General features: G+C 57.1%; 12 protein-coding genes. 5 read left to right on the plus strand and 7 right to left on the minus strand.

The features are described from left to right. On the minus strand, positions 1–782 hold a 782-nt coding region (gene argB / locus ACILQA_RS06160), incomplete at its 3' end, for an acetylglutamate kinase (RefSeq protein ID WP_395628911.1). Continuing rightward, entirely contained in the window at positions 772–1,455 is a 684-nt protein-coding gene (locus tag ACILQA_RS06165; RefSeq protein ID WP_395628912.1) for a queuosine precursor transporter, read from the minus strand. The genes argB and ACILQA_RS06165, both read right to left, overlap by 11 nt. Before the next feature lie 86 nt (positions 1,456–1,541). On the opposite strand from ACILQA_RS06165, the gene ACILQA_RS06170 reads away from it, so the two are divergent. Further along, complete coding sequence (locus ACILQA_RS06170; protein ID WP_395628913.1) at positions 1,542–2,807, plus strand: NupC/NupG family nucleoside CNT transporter; 1,266 nt, start codon at positions 1,542–1,544, stop codon at positions 2,805–2,807. Here the strand turns inward: ACILQA_RS06170 and mutS are convergent, their stop codons facing one another. Then, positions 2,808–5,426: a DNA mismatch repair protein MutS gene (gene mutS / locus ACILQA_RS06175; RefSeq protein ID WP_395628914.1), complete on the minus strand. Its 2,619-nt coding sequence runs from the start codon at positions 5,424–5,426 to the stop codon at positions 2,808–2,810. It abuts the gene before it with no gap. A 101-nt stretch (positions 5,427–5,527) separates the two neighbouring features. Here mutS and ACILQA_RS06180 point away from each other — a divergent pair, with 101 nt between their 5' ends. Then, positions 5,528–7,789, plus strand: coding sequence for an NADP-dependent malic enzyme (locus ACILQA_RS06180; RefSeq protein WP_395628915.1), 2,262 nt, complete (start codon positions 5,528–5,530; stop codon positions 7,787–7,789). Between the two features lie 60 nt (positions 7,790–7,849). On the opposite strand, the gene ACILQA_RS06185 is transcribed toward ACILQA_RS06180, so the two are convergent. Continuing rightward, complete coding sequence (locus ACILQA_RS06185) at positions 7,850–8,323, minus strand: outer membrane protein assembly factor BamE (protein WP_395628916.1); 474 nt, start codon at positions 8,321–8,323, stop codon at positions 7,850–7,852. Positions 8,324–8,437: 114 nt separating this feature from the next. Here ACILQA_RS06185 and ACILQA_RS06190 point away from each other — a divergent pair, with 114 nt between their 5' ends. From ACILQA_RS06190 to ACILQA_RS06200, 3 genes are read left to right on the plus strand one after another with little or no spacing between them, the layout of a single operon-like run. Continuing rightward, positions 8,438–8,962 (plus strand): ubiquinol-cytochrome C chaperone family protein, encoded by a 525-nt coding sequence (locus tag ACILQA_RS06190; RefSeq protein WP_395628917.1) that lies wholly within the window; start codon positions 8,438–8,440, stop codon positions 8,960–8,962. Beyond that, a complete protein-coding gene (locus ACILQA_RS06195) occupies positions 8,956–9,486 on the plus strand; it encodes a YceD family protein (protein WP_395628918.1) in 531 nt (176 codons plus the stop codon). The genes ACILQA_RS06190 and ACILQA_RS06195 overlap by 7 nt, the downstream gene beginning before the upstream one ends. Before the next feature lie 12 nt (positions 9,487–9,498). Beyond that, a complete protein-coding gene (locus ACILQA_RS06200) occupies positions 9,499–10,101 on the plus strand; it encodes a CDP-alcohol phosphatidyltransferase family protein (protein ID WP_395628919.1) in 603 nt (200 codons plus the stop codon). Here the strand turns inward: ACILQA_RS06200 and ACILQA_RS06205 are convergent. Genes ACILQA_RS06205 through ssb form a run of 3 tightly spaced genes read right to left on the minus strand, consistent with a single transcriptional unit; the run spans position 10,098 to position 12,788 of the window. Next, positions 10,098–11,558 (minus strand): dihydrolipoyl dehydrogenase family protein, encoded by a 1,461-nt coding sequence (locus ACILQA_RS06205; RefSeq protein ID WP_395628920.1) that lies wholly within the window; start codon positions 11,556–11,558, stop codon positions 10,098–10,100. The genes ACILQA_RS06200 and ACILQA_RS06205 overlap by 4 nt on opposite strands. Further along, entirely contained in the window at positions 11,551–12,225 is a 675-nt protein-coding gene (locus tag ACILQA_RS06210; RefSeq protein WP_395628921.1) for a TVP38/TMEM64 family protein, read from the minus strand. The genes ACILQA_RS06205 and ACILQA_RS06210 overlap by 8 nt, the downstream gene beginning before the upstream one ends. A 47-nt stretch (positions 12,226–12,272) precedes the next feature. Then, positions 12,273–12,788 (minus strand): single-stranded DNA-binding protein, encoded by a 516-nt coding sequence (ssb, locus tag ACILQA_RS06215; protein WP_395628922.1) that lies wholly within the window; start codon positions 12,786–12,788, stop codon positions 12,273–12,275. Positions 12,789–12,822 lie beyond the last annotated feature (34 nt).

The raw sequence follows: 12,822 nt of genomic DNA on the forward strand, positions 1-12,822 counted from the left end.
GCATCAACGCAGGTCTGGATCTTGGGAATCATGCCGCCGCTAATCGTGCCATCACTTTGCAGCTTGGCAATCGCCGCTGGATCCAGATCGGTCAGCAGCTGGCCCGATTTGTCGAGCACACCCGCAACATCGGTCAAAAGGAACAACCGCGATGCGCCAAGCGCACTCGCCACTGCGCCTGCCATGGTGTCGGCGTTAATGTTGTACGTATGCCCGTCTGCGCCAACGCCAATGGGTGCAATGACCGGAATCATGCCCGCCGCGCTGATCGTATCAATGACGCTGCGGTCGACCGTTGTTGGTTCGCCGACAAAACCCAAATCGATATTGCGTTCGATATGGCTGTCTGGATCTTTCTGCGTCCGCTGCACCTTCGTTGCGGTAACAAAGCCGCCGTCTTTGCCGGATATGCCAAGCGCTTTACCGCCGGCAGCGTTGATCCAGCCGACCAGTTCTTTGTTGATCGCGCCCGACAACACCATTTCGGCGATCTTCGCCGTTTCCGCATCGGTGACGCGCAAACCATCGACAAATTGGCTTTCAACTCCAAGTTTTTTGAGCATGGCACCGATTTGCGGTCCGCCGCCATGAACGACGACCGGGTTAATGCCGACAGCTTTCAAAAGCACAACATCGTCCGCAAAATCGCGCGCCAGACCGGCATCGCCCATCGCATGGCCGCCATATTTTACGACAAATGTCTTGCCCGCATAACGCTGCAAATAAGGCAGAGCTTCGGTAAGCGTTTCTGCTTTGGCTAGGTTGGCGGGATTAATCGTCATGCGAACCAACTGCCTTGGGGTCCGTGCCATCCAGCCTATGGCCGTAGCTGACAAAGAAAGTGATGAGCAATGGCACCATGATCATGCTCAACACGACCTTGGCCAGCATTTGGCCGAGCAGCAAGTCCGTGATCGGAAACACACCATAAAAGGCAATGCTTACGAACAATAAGGTATCGATGATCTGCGATAGCACCGCGGCGATGGCACCGCGCAATGCGACATATTTACCTACGGTGTTTTTCAAGCGATCGAACAGATAGACGTTGAGCATTTGCGACACGCCATATGCGACGATGCCTGCGACCCAAATACGGGGTGTCTGACCCATCATGGTGTTGAACGCATCAAGATATTTGCCGTCCATCTTCGGTGACGGGGGCAATGAAAGCACAAGCAATGCGAGCAATATCGACGCGATCAACGGAATAAAGCCATATTTGACCAAACGGTCCGCAATAATCTTGCCGTGCAAGGCTGCCACCGCGCTGGAAAGGATGACCAGCAAAAGAAACGGAAAGATGCCCGCTTCTACGGCCAGCGGCCCTAAAGAAACTTGTTTGTTTCCAAGCACGCCAGCAATGCACACCATGCCGCCGTAAATGATTGAGAACATGAAAAGCGATTTCGGGATACCCCCCTCGGTCGCGCGTAATGTGGTCTGGTCAGTCATGCGAATCTGACTAGCGTCTAATTTTATTGGCGCAAGGCCAACGATGGCGCTAGGTGTCGCAGCACTACATCAGGGGTGGGGACTTTATGCATATTTTATTGAGCGTTGCAGGGATGGCCTTGATTCTCGCGATCGCCATTTTGCTCTCGTCAAACCGGCGCGCCATCAAGTTCCGCGTGGTTGGCGCAGCATTTGCCTTGCAAGCAAGCATCGCTGCCCTCGTTCTTTATACCTCATGGGGTAAGGTCGCGCTCAATGCCGCGTCTACCGGCGTTTCGAACCTGCTTGGCTATTCGGCGAAGGGCACGCAGTTCATTTTTGGTCCGCTCGCCTCTCCTGAAATCGGTGGCAACAGCTTTGCGATTGCTGCGCTTCCCGTGATCATCTTCTTCGCGTCGCTGATCTCGATCCTCTATTATCTGGGCATTATGCAATATGTCATCCGCTGGATCGGTGGTGGTTTGCAAAAGATTACCGGCATTTCAAAAGTCGAAAGCCTTTGTGCGGCCGCCAATATTTTCGTGGGCCAGTCGGAATCGCCATTGGTCATCCGCCCCTATCTTGCCAATTTGAAACCGGAACAGCTTTTCTGCGTCATGACCGTTGGCATGGCGGGCGTCGCCGGCACCATATTGGCCGCTTACGCATCCATGGGTATCCGCATTGATTATCTGCTCGCAGCAGCATTCATGTCCGCGCCGGGCGGAATTTTGATGGCGAAGTTGATGATGCCCGACGTCCCTGCGGCGGTGCTGGCCGAAGGTGATCCTGCGCTCGCGAACCCGCATCCTGATGATGAACCGGTCATGGTCCATGATGATGGCGAAGAAAAACCCGCCAACATCATCATGGCCGCGGCGCAAGGCGCACAAACCGGCGTTAAGCTGGCTGTGGCGGTCGGTGCGATGGTCCTGGCTTTCGTTGCCTTGGTCGCGCTGGCCAACGGCATATTGGGCGGCGTCGGCGGCTGGTTTGGTCAGCCTGACCTGAGTTTCCAGCAAATTGTCGGCTATGCCTTTGCGCCCATAATGTTCCTTTTGGGCGTGCCGTGGAATGAAGCGATTCAGGCCGGCGGCTTGTTCGGTACCAAAATCGTTCTGAACGAATTCGTCGCCTTCATTGATTTGGGCGCACTGAAAGAACTTTCCGTACCAACGGTCGGCATCGTCACATTCGCCTTGTGTGGATTTGCGAATTTCAGCTCAATTGCCATTCAAATGGCCGTGACGGGAAGCCTTGCGCCAAACCAGCGGCCCATGATTGCCAAGCTGGGCTTGAAAGCACTCGCCGCCGGATCGCTATCCAACCTGATGAGCGCGGCGCTGGCCGGTTTGTTCCTGTCTTTGGGCTAGTTAATTTTCGCCAGCCGCCCGCTTTAACTCATAAAGCAGATCAAGCGCCGCCCGCGGGCTAAGCGCGTCGATATCAAGGCCAGTCAGCTTTTCACGCAAGGCATCGACCTTGGCCTCGGCGGCGTCGAGCGCGGCGCTGAACAATGGCAAGTCACCCAGACCCGCGGCCAGACCGCCTGTTTCCGCGCGCCCTTTTTCGAGTTTCTCCAGCACGGTCTTTGCCCGCGACACGACTTGCGGCGGAAGACCGGCAAGCTTTGCCACCGCGATCCCGTAACTGCGGTCGGCGGGACCATCGCCAAGCTCGTGGAGCAAGACGAGGTCGCCCTTATACTCCTTGGCGCGAACATGGTGCAGCGACAACGCGTCAAGGCTGTCCGAGAGCCGGGTCAGTTCGTGATAGTGCGTTGCGAAGAGGCAACGGCAGCGATTGGTTTCGTGAATGCCTTCGACAACCGCCCATGCAATAGCAAGGCCGTCATAGGTCGATGTGCCGCGTCCAACCTCGTCCAAAATCACAAAGCTGCGTTCGGTTGCCTGCGCAAGAATGGCCGCCGTTTCGACCATTTCGACCATGAAGGTCGACCGCCCGCGTGCAAGATTATCCGATGCGCCAACGCGGCTGAAAAGGCGGTCAACAAGGCCAAGCTTGGCCGATGTCGCGGGGACATAGCTGCCCGCCTGTGCCAGCAAAACGATCAACGCATTCTGCCGCAGGAAGGTGGATTTACCGCCCATGTTGGGGCCGCTCACCAACCACAGCCGTTTATCAGGCGAAAGCTTACAATCATTGGCAATGAACCGGTCGCCCGATTTCGCGAGCGCACTTTCGACCACCGGATGTCGGCCGCCTTCGATTTCAAGGCATGGGTGGCTAACAAAAGATGGACGGCACCAATTGCCCTCTGCAGCCCGTTCCGCAAGCGCCGCCGAAACATCGATCCGCGCCAAGGCGTCGGCGCTGGCGGCGATGGCATCCCGCCGCGTGAGCACAATCGCGGTCAGCTCCTCCAAATGCGCGGCTTCAGCAGCCAAGGCATGTCCACTGGCCTGTGTGATGCGCATGGCCTCTTCATGAAGCTCAGGCGAGTTGAAGCGGACAGCACCGGCCATCGTTTGCCGGTGCGCAAAGCCTGACCCGGCTGCCATGAGCGCATCGCCATGCTTGGCGGGTACTTCGACAAAATATCCCAGAACGGCATTATGCCGGATCTTAAGCGCAGCCACGCCGGTCGAATCGCGATAGCGCGCCTCCAATTGGGCAATCGCCTGCCGCCCGTCACGGCCAGCCGAACGCAGCACGTCCAACGCCGCATCATAGCCTTCTGCAATGTAACCGCCCTGCGCGGTGTCAGTGGGCGGGGAGGCAACAAGCGCACGGCTGAGTATGTCCACCATATGGCCGTGGCCATCCAACATCGGCAGCAATTGGTCGAGCAATTGGGGGCGGTCGGCCATGGCGCCCAATCGCTCCCGCAGATGGCGCGCGGCATCCAACCCATCGCGAATTTGCCCCAAGTCACGTGGACTGCCGCGTCCGGCAACGACACGTCCCAATGCGCGAGCGATATCCGGCAATTGCCGCAAAGCGGACCGGACGGCATCGCGGGTCAACGGCGCGTCATGGAACCACTGCACCAGCGACAAACGCGCTTCGATGATATTTTGGTCCATCAATGGCGCAGACAGGTCTGACGCCAGCTGGCGTGCGCCGGCACCCGTTATCGTGCGGTCAACCTCAGCCAGTAATGACCCGGCACGTGCGCCTTTGTTCGCTGCGCTGATTTCCAGGCTGTCGCGCGTTGCTTGGTCAATCAGCAAATGGGCATGCACTTCACGCCGGACCGGCAGCTTAAGGAAGGGCATGTTGCCCTGCCCGACATGCGCCAGATAGGCGATGAGCCCGCCAGCGGCCGCCTGCTCAGCACGCGTGACCGCACCGATGGCATCCAAGGTCGAAAGCGCAAAATGCTGCTTCAACAGATCGCCGCCGACGATGCTTTCAAAGTCAGCGCGCGGACGAATGATTGCGCCCGCAAGTTGTTGCGCCAAACCATCCGGAACAACAAGTTCGCTGGCGGACAGGCGTGCAAGCTCGGCTTCAAGTGCGCTCGCCGCGACGGTGACGAGTTCGAAATAGCCGGTCGAAATATCCGCTGCCGCCAGACCATATTCGTCACCCACCGGCGCGACCGCGACGAGCATGTTTGAAGTCCAGCTGTCGAGCAAGCTGTCCTCCGTCAGCGTGCCTGCCGTCACGAACCGGACAATGTCGCGCGCCACCAATGTCTTGGAACCGCCGCGCGCCTTGGCATCTTCGGGGCTTTCGGTTTGCTCCGCAATCGCGACGCGGTGCCCGGCCTTAATGAGCCGCGCCAGATAGCCTTCGGCTGCATGCACCGGCACGCCGCACATCGGAATCGGCCTACCATCATGTTCGCCGCGCGATGTCAGCGCGATATCCAATGTTGCAGCAGCAGCGCGCGCATCATCGAAAAATAGCTCAAAAAAATCACCCATGCGGTAGAACAACAGGCAATCCTCGGCCTTCGCCTTCAGCGCGAGATACTGCACCATCATTGGTGTCGGTCCCGATGTTGCTTTCATTGTCCCCGTCATGGTCAATGCGATAGCGGAGCCGTTCCTGCGGGGCAATGCTTGCCCTAGCGGCACCACCGCGTTAGGGCAGTTTATATTATAAAATAGGGTCAAAGCCAAAAATGAACGATAGCGATGTCCAGATTACAGCTCAGGAAGCTTTGGATTTCCATTCCCAAGGCCGCCCGGGGAAAATCGAAATCGTGGCGACCAAACCAATGGCCACGCAACGTGATTTGTCGCTCGCATATTCGCCGGGTGTCGCAGTGCCGGTGCAGGCCATTTATGACGATCCGGCAACGGCCTATGATTATACCGCAAAGGGTAATCTCGTCGCGGTTATCTCAAATGGTACAGCGATTCTTGGCATGGGCAATTTGGGCGCATTGGCATCCAAGCCCGTGATGGAAGGCAAGGCGGTGCTGTTCAAACGCTTCGCCGATGTTGATTCGATCGATATCGAGGTGAAGACCGAAGATGCACAGCGTTTCATTGACGCGGTCGAACTTCTTGAGCCGACCTTTGGCGGCATCAATCTTGAGGATATCGCCGCGCCCGATTGCTTCATCATTGAACAGACGTTGAAAGAACGGATGAATATTCCGGTCTTTCATGATGACCAGCACGGCACCGCCATCATCGCGGCGGCAGGATTGATCAATGCATGTGAGCTTACAGGCCGTTCGTTGAAAGATATAAAGGTCGTCTGCAATGGCGCAGGCGCAGCGGCGATTGCCTGCACCGAGCTGATCAAAGGCATGGGCGTCCCGCACGACAATGTCATTATGTGCGACCGTTCCGGCGTGATTTATCAAGGCCGTACGGAAGGCATGGATCAGTGGAAATCAGCGCATGCCGCAAAAACCACTACGCGCACCTTGGCAGAAGCGATCGTCGGCGCAGATGTGTTCCTTGGCCTTTCCGCCGCCAACGCGTTGAGCGCCGACATGGTAAAGACGATGGCCCCTGAGCCGATCATTTTTGCCATGGCGAACCCCGATCCCGAAATCTCGCCACCTGTAGCGCGCGCCGCGCGGCCCGATGCGATCATTGCGACGGGACGGTCTGATTTTCCAAATCAGGTCAACAATGTCCTGTGCTTCCCCTTCCTGTTCCGCGGGGCGCTCGACGTGCGCGCCACGACGATCAACGAACCCATGAAGATTGCGGCATCGCATGCCTTGGCACAATTGGCGCGTGAAACCGTGCCCGAAGAAGTGGCGGCAGCCTATGGCGGCATGATGCACAAATTCGGCCGTGATTATATCATCCCGTCGCCATTCGATCCGCGCCTCATGGAAATCGTCGCCTCGGCCGTGGCAAAAGCAGCGATGGATTCGGGCGTCGCGCAAAAGCCGATTGCCGATATGAACGCCTATCGCGCGAGCCTGCGCGCGCGGCAAAACCCGACGACATCCGTTCTGACGCAAGTTTATGCAGCCGCCAGGGCAAAGCCAAAGCGCGTCATTTTTGCGGAAGCTGAAGAAGATGTCGTGTTGCGCGCCGCCGTTCAGTTCAAACAAGATGGCTATGGCGTTCCGGTGCTGGTCGGACGCGATGCGCGCGTTACCGAAAAGCTGATCGGGCTCGGCGCCAATCCGGACGAGTATGAAATCCATAACAGCGCCCAAAGTCCATTGGTCGAGAAAATGGTCGACCGGTTATATAGCCGCTTGCAGCGTCGTGGTTATCTGCGCCGTGATATTCAACGAATGGTCAACCGCGACCGCAACATCTTTGGCGCACTGCTGCTGCAGATGGATCAAGCTGATGCGATGATCACGGGCGTGACGCGCACCTTTGGTCAAACCTTGCGCGAGTTGCGCCGGGTGCTCGATGCCAAGAAGGATGCGACACCGTTTGGCATTCACGTCATGGTCGGAAAAACACATACGGTGTTTATCGCCGACACCACGGTCAACGAACGCCCGACAGCAGAAGAGCTCGCCCATATTGCCGAGAAAACCGCTGGCGTTGCCCGCCGCATGGGCCATGTCCCGCGCGTGGCGTTCCTGTCATTCTCAACCTTCGGCAACCCCGCTGGAAACTGGCTCAATAATATCCGCGATGCCGTTGCTATATTGGATGCCCGCCGCCCCGACTTTGAATATGAAGGCGACATGCCGCCGGATGTTGCGCTCAACCCAGCGTTGATGAAAAACTATCCGTTCTGCCGTTTGTCCGGACCCGCCAACGTGCTTGTTATGCCCGGTCTGCAATCGGCAAACCTGTCGGCAAAGCTGTTGCGCGAATTGGGTGGAGACCAGGTCATTGGACCCATGCTGCTGGGTATCGAGCGTCAGGTGCAGGTGGCCACCATGGCGTCAAGCGCCGGCGACCTGGTGACCTTGGCGGTACTTGCTGCGGCAGGTGTCACCGAATAATCGGCAGGAAAGCGGGGGCGATTGTCCCCGCCTTCTCGATATCGTGATGTTACGTCAGAATCAGTTCGGGCTGTTCGGCGTTGAACCTTGACCACTGCCTGCGCCGACAGCACCGATATTGCCGAAGATTTCTTCAAAGAAGCTCTTGTTGCGGCCAAGCGTCGGCGTTTTTTCGCCTTCAGGGCTGATTTTCGAAATAAGTTCTTTGCCCGTTTGAGCAACCGATGCGACATTTCCGGCCGCGTCAAACCGGACCTTCAGCACATATTGGGTGTCTGCCTTTGGCTGCGAGAACGCCAGCTGCTTTGCGTCGCGTGAATAATAATACCAGTCGTTTTGATCGAACTGACCCACAAATGTCGGGCGGCCAAGCGATGCCTGAACCGATTCCCTGTTGTCTACGCCGGGTTGGATAGAGTTCAGCAAGGTCTGGTCGCCAATATAGCCCTGATGCGAGCGAAGGCGGGTGCAGCCAGACGCCAATGTCATAGCGGCCAATAATGCTGCAAAACCTGCAATTTGCGTCGCGCGCATAAACTTCTCCGCTAATCCACTAAAGTTGGGCCTTTGCCATTGCATCCTTAAGGCGCAATATCAATATGCAATCCCAGATGAATGCCCGATGAGTAAGGATGAAAACGCGTCAAAATGACATTATTGAAAAGACTTTTCGGGAAAGGGGAACCCGACCCCAAGCTTAAGCTGATTCCATTGTACAATCAGATCGTGGCGAAAGCGCGTGAGCCGCATTGGTATATCGACGGTCAGGTTCCGGACAGCATTGACGGACGCTTCGATATGGTTGCCTCTATATTGTCGCTGGTGCTGCTGCGGCTTGAGGACAGCGGTGATTACGCACTCGACATGGCGCGCCTTACTGAAGTGTTTGTCGACGATATGGACGGGCAACTGCGTGAGGTTGGCATCGGCGATATGATCGTTGGCAAACATATCGGCCAGATTATGAGTGCCGTCGGCGGCCGCCTCGGTGCGCTGCGTTCGGCTTTGTCCGATACGGCGGAGCTTGATGAAGCCATTGTGCGCAACATTTACAGAGGCGTTGCCCCTGAGGCTGGCGCGCTTGCGCACACGCGGCAAGCTTTGTTGGATGCCGAACGCGCATTGGGAGCGCAATTGCCCGATATGATCGTTGAAGGTGACGCAAAGTGGTGACCGCCAACGAGTTCAGCCATGTCGTCAAAATCTCCGAAGTTGGAAACCACAGCCGCAACCTTCGGCTTTCGGCGGATGAGGCAGCGCGCCACGCCCTGATGGCGCGGTTTGATCTGGCGGCGCTCGATATGCTTGAAGCTGAAATTTCGTTGAAGCATGACGCGGACGCCGTGATTGCAACCGGACGGTTCACGGCCAGCCTCGCACAATTTTGCATCGCAACGCATGATCCCGTTCCGGCAAAATTGGACGAGGCCATCCATATCCAATTTATTGCCGAACCCACATCCAATGGCGAAGTGGAACTAGAGCTCGCACCCGAAGATTGCGACACGATGTTCCACGATGGCCAGACCATTGATTTGGGTGAGGCGGTTGCGCAGTCAATGGGTCTCGCGCTCAATCCCTATCCACGCAGCCCTGAGGCAGAGAAAATCTTGCGCGCCGCGGGGGTCAAAAGCGAAGAAGACGTCGCTCCAGTGGGCGCGCTCGCTGGGCTGAAGGACCTGCTGGCGAAAAAATGATGGGGCCACGCCATGTTTGATGTGGCGCTGCGCCGACTGGTCGACCCGGCGCTGTTCCGCGTCGCGCGCGTGCTGGCAGGTGCGCGGATTTCGGCAAATGCGCTGACGATAACAGGTGCTGCCATCGGGCTGGGCGCCGCGTTTTTCATCACGCAGGCGGATTATACGGCTGCATTAATGTGCATCGTGCTGAATCGCCTTTTTGACGGCCTTGATGGCGCGATTGCACGGATCAACGGACCGACGGACTTTGGCGGCTATTTGGATTCGCTGTGCGATTTTCTGTTCTACGTGTCTGTCCCCGTCGCGTTCGGGATAATAAGCGCTGACAATCACATGCCTGCCCTCGCGCTGGTGGCAAGCTTCACCCTGACGGCAGTGAGCTTTCTCGGATATGCGGCAATCGCCGCGCGGCGCAATGATGATGACGGTGCGCACGGCCCCAAAGCATTTATCTATTCCACCGGATTGATGGAGGGCGGGGAAACCATCGCGTTCTTTTTGCTGTTCTGCCTGTTCCCGGCATTTTTCCCGACATTGGCGGTGATATTTGCGGCCTTGTGTGCCTTGACCGTTGCCCAGCGCGTTGCGTTCGCGGCAAAAAGCTTCAGCTAACCACGCTGCCACCGGAACCAACGTTCCGCCCATTTCAGCAAAGCTTCGGGCTTGCGCGCCAACCCGAACTGACCTGCCGCATATTTGTTGGCCTCAGCCCATGTGGGGTAGGGGTGAATGGTCTGCAGGATTTTACGCAGCCCCATTTTATGCTTCATCGCGAAGGTGACTTCGGCGAGAATTTCGCCCGCATTCTGCCCAATGATCGTTGCGCCCAAAATGCGGTCACTGCCTTTGGCGGTCAGAATTTTGACAAAGCCATGCGCTTCGCTTTCGGCAATCGCCCGGTCGAGATCATCAAGATCGTACCGCGTGACATCAAACGACAGGCCTTGCGCACGCGCTTCCGCCTCGGTCAGGCCGACCGTCGCCAATTCGGGTTCCGTATAGGTGACACGCGGCAGAACGCGGTAATCGGTGCGGTATTTTTTGAACGGTCGCGCCAGTGCATTCACGCTCGCATACCATGCCTCATGACTGCCGCCATGCGTCAGCTGCTGGCGTGCGGCAACGTCGCCCGCACAATATATGTGCGGCATATTCGTGCGCAGAAAATCATCATTCGCAAGCTGGCCACCCACAACCAACCCCAATTCTTCAAGGCCAAAGCCCGACACCCGCGGCTTGCGACCGACGGCGATGATGATGTCATCATAGGCTATCGGTTTTTCACCCTGGGGTCCTTCAACGACCAGAGTTTTTCCAGACGCGAACCGCACGGCACGGTGGGCCGTATGAACACTCACGCCTTCCGCCTGCAATCGCGCAGTCACCACTGCAGCGGCATCAGCATCCTCTTTCAGCAGCAACCGATCCGCCATTTCGACGATGGTCACTTTTGACCCCAAACGCTGGAATGCCTGTGCAAGTTCGCAGCCAATGGGACCGCCACCCAAAATCACCAGATGGTTGGGCGCATTTGGCCGGTCCGCCATGGCATCCCACAAAGTCTCGCTGGTCAGATAGCCGCTATCCTCCACGCCCGGCAGCGGCGGGATGAACGGCGCTGCGCCCGTGGCGATGATGAAGGATTTTGCGGTTAACTGGCGTGCGCCATCAATGTCGATGGTCCATGGGTCAACGAAGCGCGCATAGCCCTTCACGCAATCGACGCCGAGACCCGTGAAGCGTTCAACGCTATCATGTGGTTCAATCGCGGTAATGACATCGCGGACGCGGCGGATGACCGCAGGGAAGTCGATGACGGGCGCGCCGCTCTGAATGCCAAAGCGGGCCGAGTCTGCAACCTGATGCGCAACCTTTGCACTTTTGATGAGCGCTTTGGACGGGACACATCCGGTGTTCAGGCAATCGCCGCCCATGTCATGCGCTTCGACCAAGGTCACTTTCGCTTTGACCATTGCCGCGATGTAGGCCGAGACCAAGCCAGCCGATCCGGCACCAATGACTATGAGGTTGCGGTCAAACCGCTTCGGCTTTTGCCACTGTTTAGCCACGGCTGCGCTTTACCACCGCTACAATGCCCTTTGCCGCCCAGGGGAAGAATGCCAGCGCCACGAATGAGGCAATGAGTGTGGGCGACAACAAACCGGCGGTGCTTTCTATGCGGCTGATCTGGGTGCCTGCATTCACGAACACGATTGTCGCGGGCAACATGCCGATCTGGCTGACCCCGAAAAATGTGCCGGTTTTAATCCGCGTCAAACCCATCAGCAGATTGATGACGAAGAACGGAAATACCGGAATCAAACGCAGCGTGAACAAATAGAATGCGCCGTCTTTTTCAAGTCCGTCATCAACCGCGCGCAAGCGTTCGCCGAATTTGCCCTGCACCCAATCACGCAGCAGATAACGTGAACTGAGAAACGCCAATGTTGCGCCCATCGTTGATGCAAAGGAGACGATGAGGGTGCCAAGGACAACGCCAAACAAAGCACCGGCGACCAAGCTCATGATTGCAGCGCCCGGAATCGATAATCCCGTCACCGCAACATAAAGAAGGAAAAACCCGGCGATATACAAAGCCGGATTTGCATCCTTTGCCGCGACAATCTCTGCCTGACTGGCTTTGAAATTTTCGAGGCTTAGATATTGGCCCAAATCAAAAGCAAAATAGGCCGCAAGCGCGCCAAACAGGACAAGAGCCAAAACTGCCTTTTTCATATTGGCCCCTGTTCAATCTGTTATTGCTATTGGCCGCTGGCTAGCGATCAAAACGGTACGTCGTCGTCGAGGTCATTGTCGAAATCACCTCCGCCAAAGCCGGAAGAGCTTCCGCCACCGGCGCCCCAATTGTTGCCGCCGGACGATCCGCCCGAGGAACCACCGCCAGATGCGCCGCCGCTCCAGCCATCGCCGCCACCTGATCCGCCTCTTGGACCATCCAGCATGACCAGCTTGCCATCAAAGCCTGCAACCGACACTTCGGTTGTGTAACGGTCGTTACCCGAAGCATCCTGCCATTTGCGGGTGCGCAATTGGCCTTCGATGTAAACCTTGCTGCCTTTTTTCAGGAAACGCTCGGCCACGCCAACAAGACCGTCGGAATTCAACACGACGCTATGCCATTCGGTGCGTTCTTTTTTCTCGCCCGTCGTGCGGTCTTTCCAGTCTTCCGACGTCGCGATCCGCAAGTTGCAAATGCGCCCACCGTTCTGGAAGGATTTGACTTCGGGATCCGCACCCAAATTGCCCACGATGATAACTTTATTGACGCTTCCCGCCATGTTCCTGCCCTCTAATCAAATGATCTTGTGCACT

The organism is Sphingorhabdus sp. (genome assembly GCF_044239005.1).
Classification (GTDB): domain Bacteria; phylum Pseudomonadota; class Alphaproteobacteria; order Sphingomonadales; family Sphingomonadaceae; genus Sphingorhabdus_B.

What these genes read in the sequence shown, in the direction of transcription:
- ACILQA_RS06165 (WP_395628912.1), bottom strand. Translation starts at nt 1,455, where the DNA reads ATGACTGACCAGACCACATTACGCGCGACCGAGGGGGGTATCCCGAAA.
- ACILQA_RS06170 (WP_395628913.1), top strand. Translation starts at nt 1,542, where the DNA reads ATGCATATTTTATTGAGCGTTGCAGGGATGGCCTTGATTCTCGCGATC.
- mutS (WP_395628914.1), bottom strand. Translation starts at nt 5,426, where the DNA reads ATGACGGGGACAATGAAAGCAACATCGGGACCGACACCAATGATGGTG.
- ACILQA_RS06180 (WP_395628915.1), top strand. Translation starts at nt 5,528, where the DNA reads ATGAACGATAGCGATGTCCAGATTACAGCTCAGGAAGCTTTGGATTTC.
- ACILQA_RS06185 (WP_395628916.1), bottom strand. Translation starts at nt 8,323, where the DNA reads ATGCGCGCGACGCAAATTGCAGGTTTTGCAGCATTATTGGCCGCTATG.
- ACILQA_RS06190 (WP_395628917.1), top strand. Translation starts at nt 8,438, where the DNA reads ATGACATTATTGAAAAGACTTTTCGGGAAAGGGGAACCCGACCCCAAG.
- ACILQA_RS06200 (WP_395628919.1), top strand. Translation starts at nt 9,499, where the DNA reads ATGTTTGATGTGGCGCTGCGCCGACTGGTCGACCCGGCGCTGTTCCGC.
- ACILQA_RS06210 (WP_395628921.1), bottom strand. Translation starts at nt 12,225, where the DNA reads ATGAAAAAGGCAGTTTTGGCTCTTGTCCTGTTTGGCGCGCTTGCGGCC.
- ssb (WP_395628922.1), bottom strand. Translation starts at nt 12,788, where the DNA reads ATGGCGGGAAGCGTCAATAAAGTTATCATCGTGGGCAATTTGGGTGCG.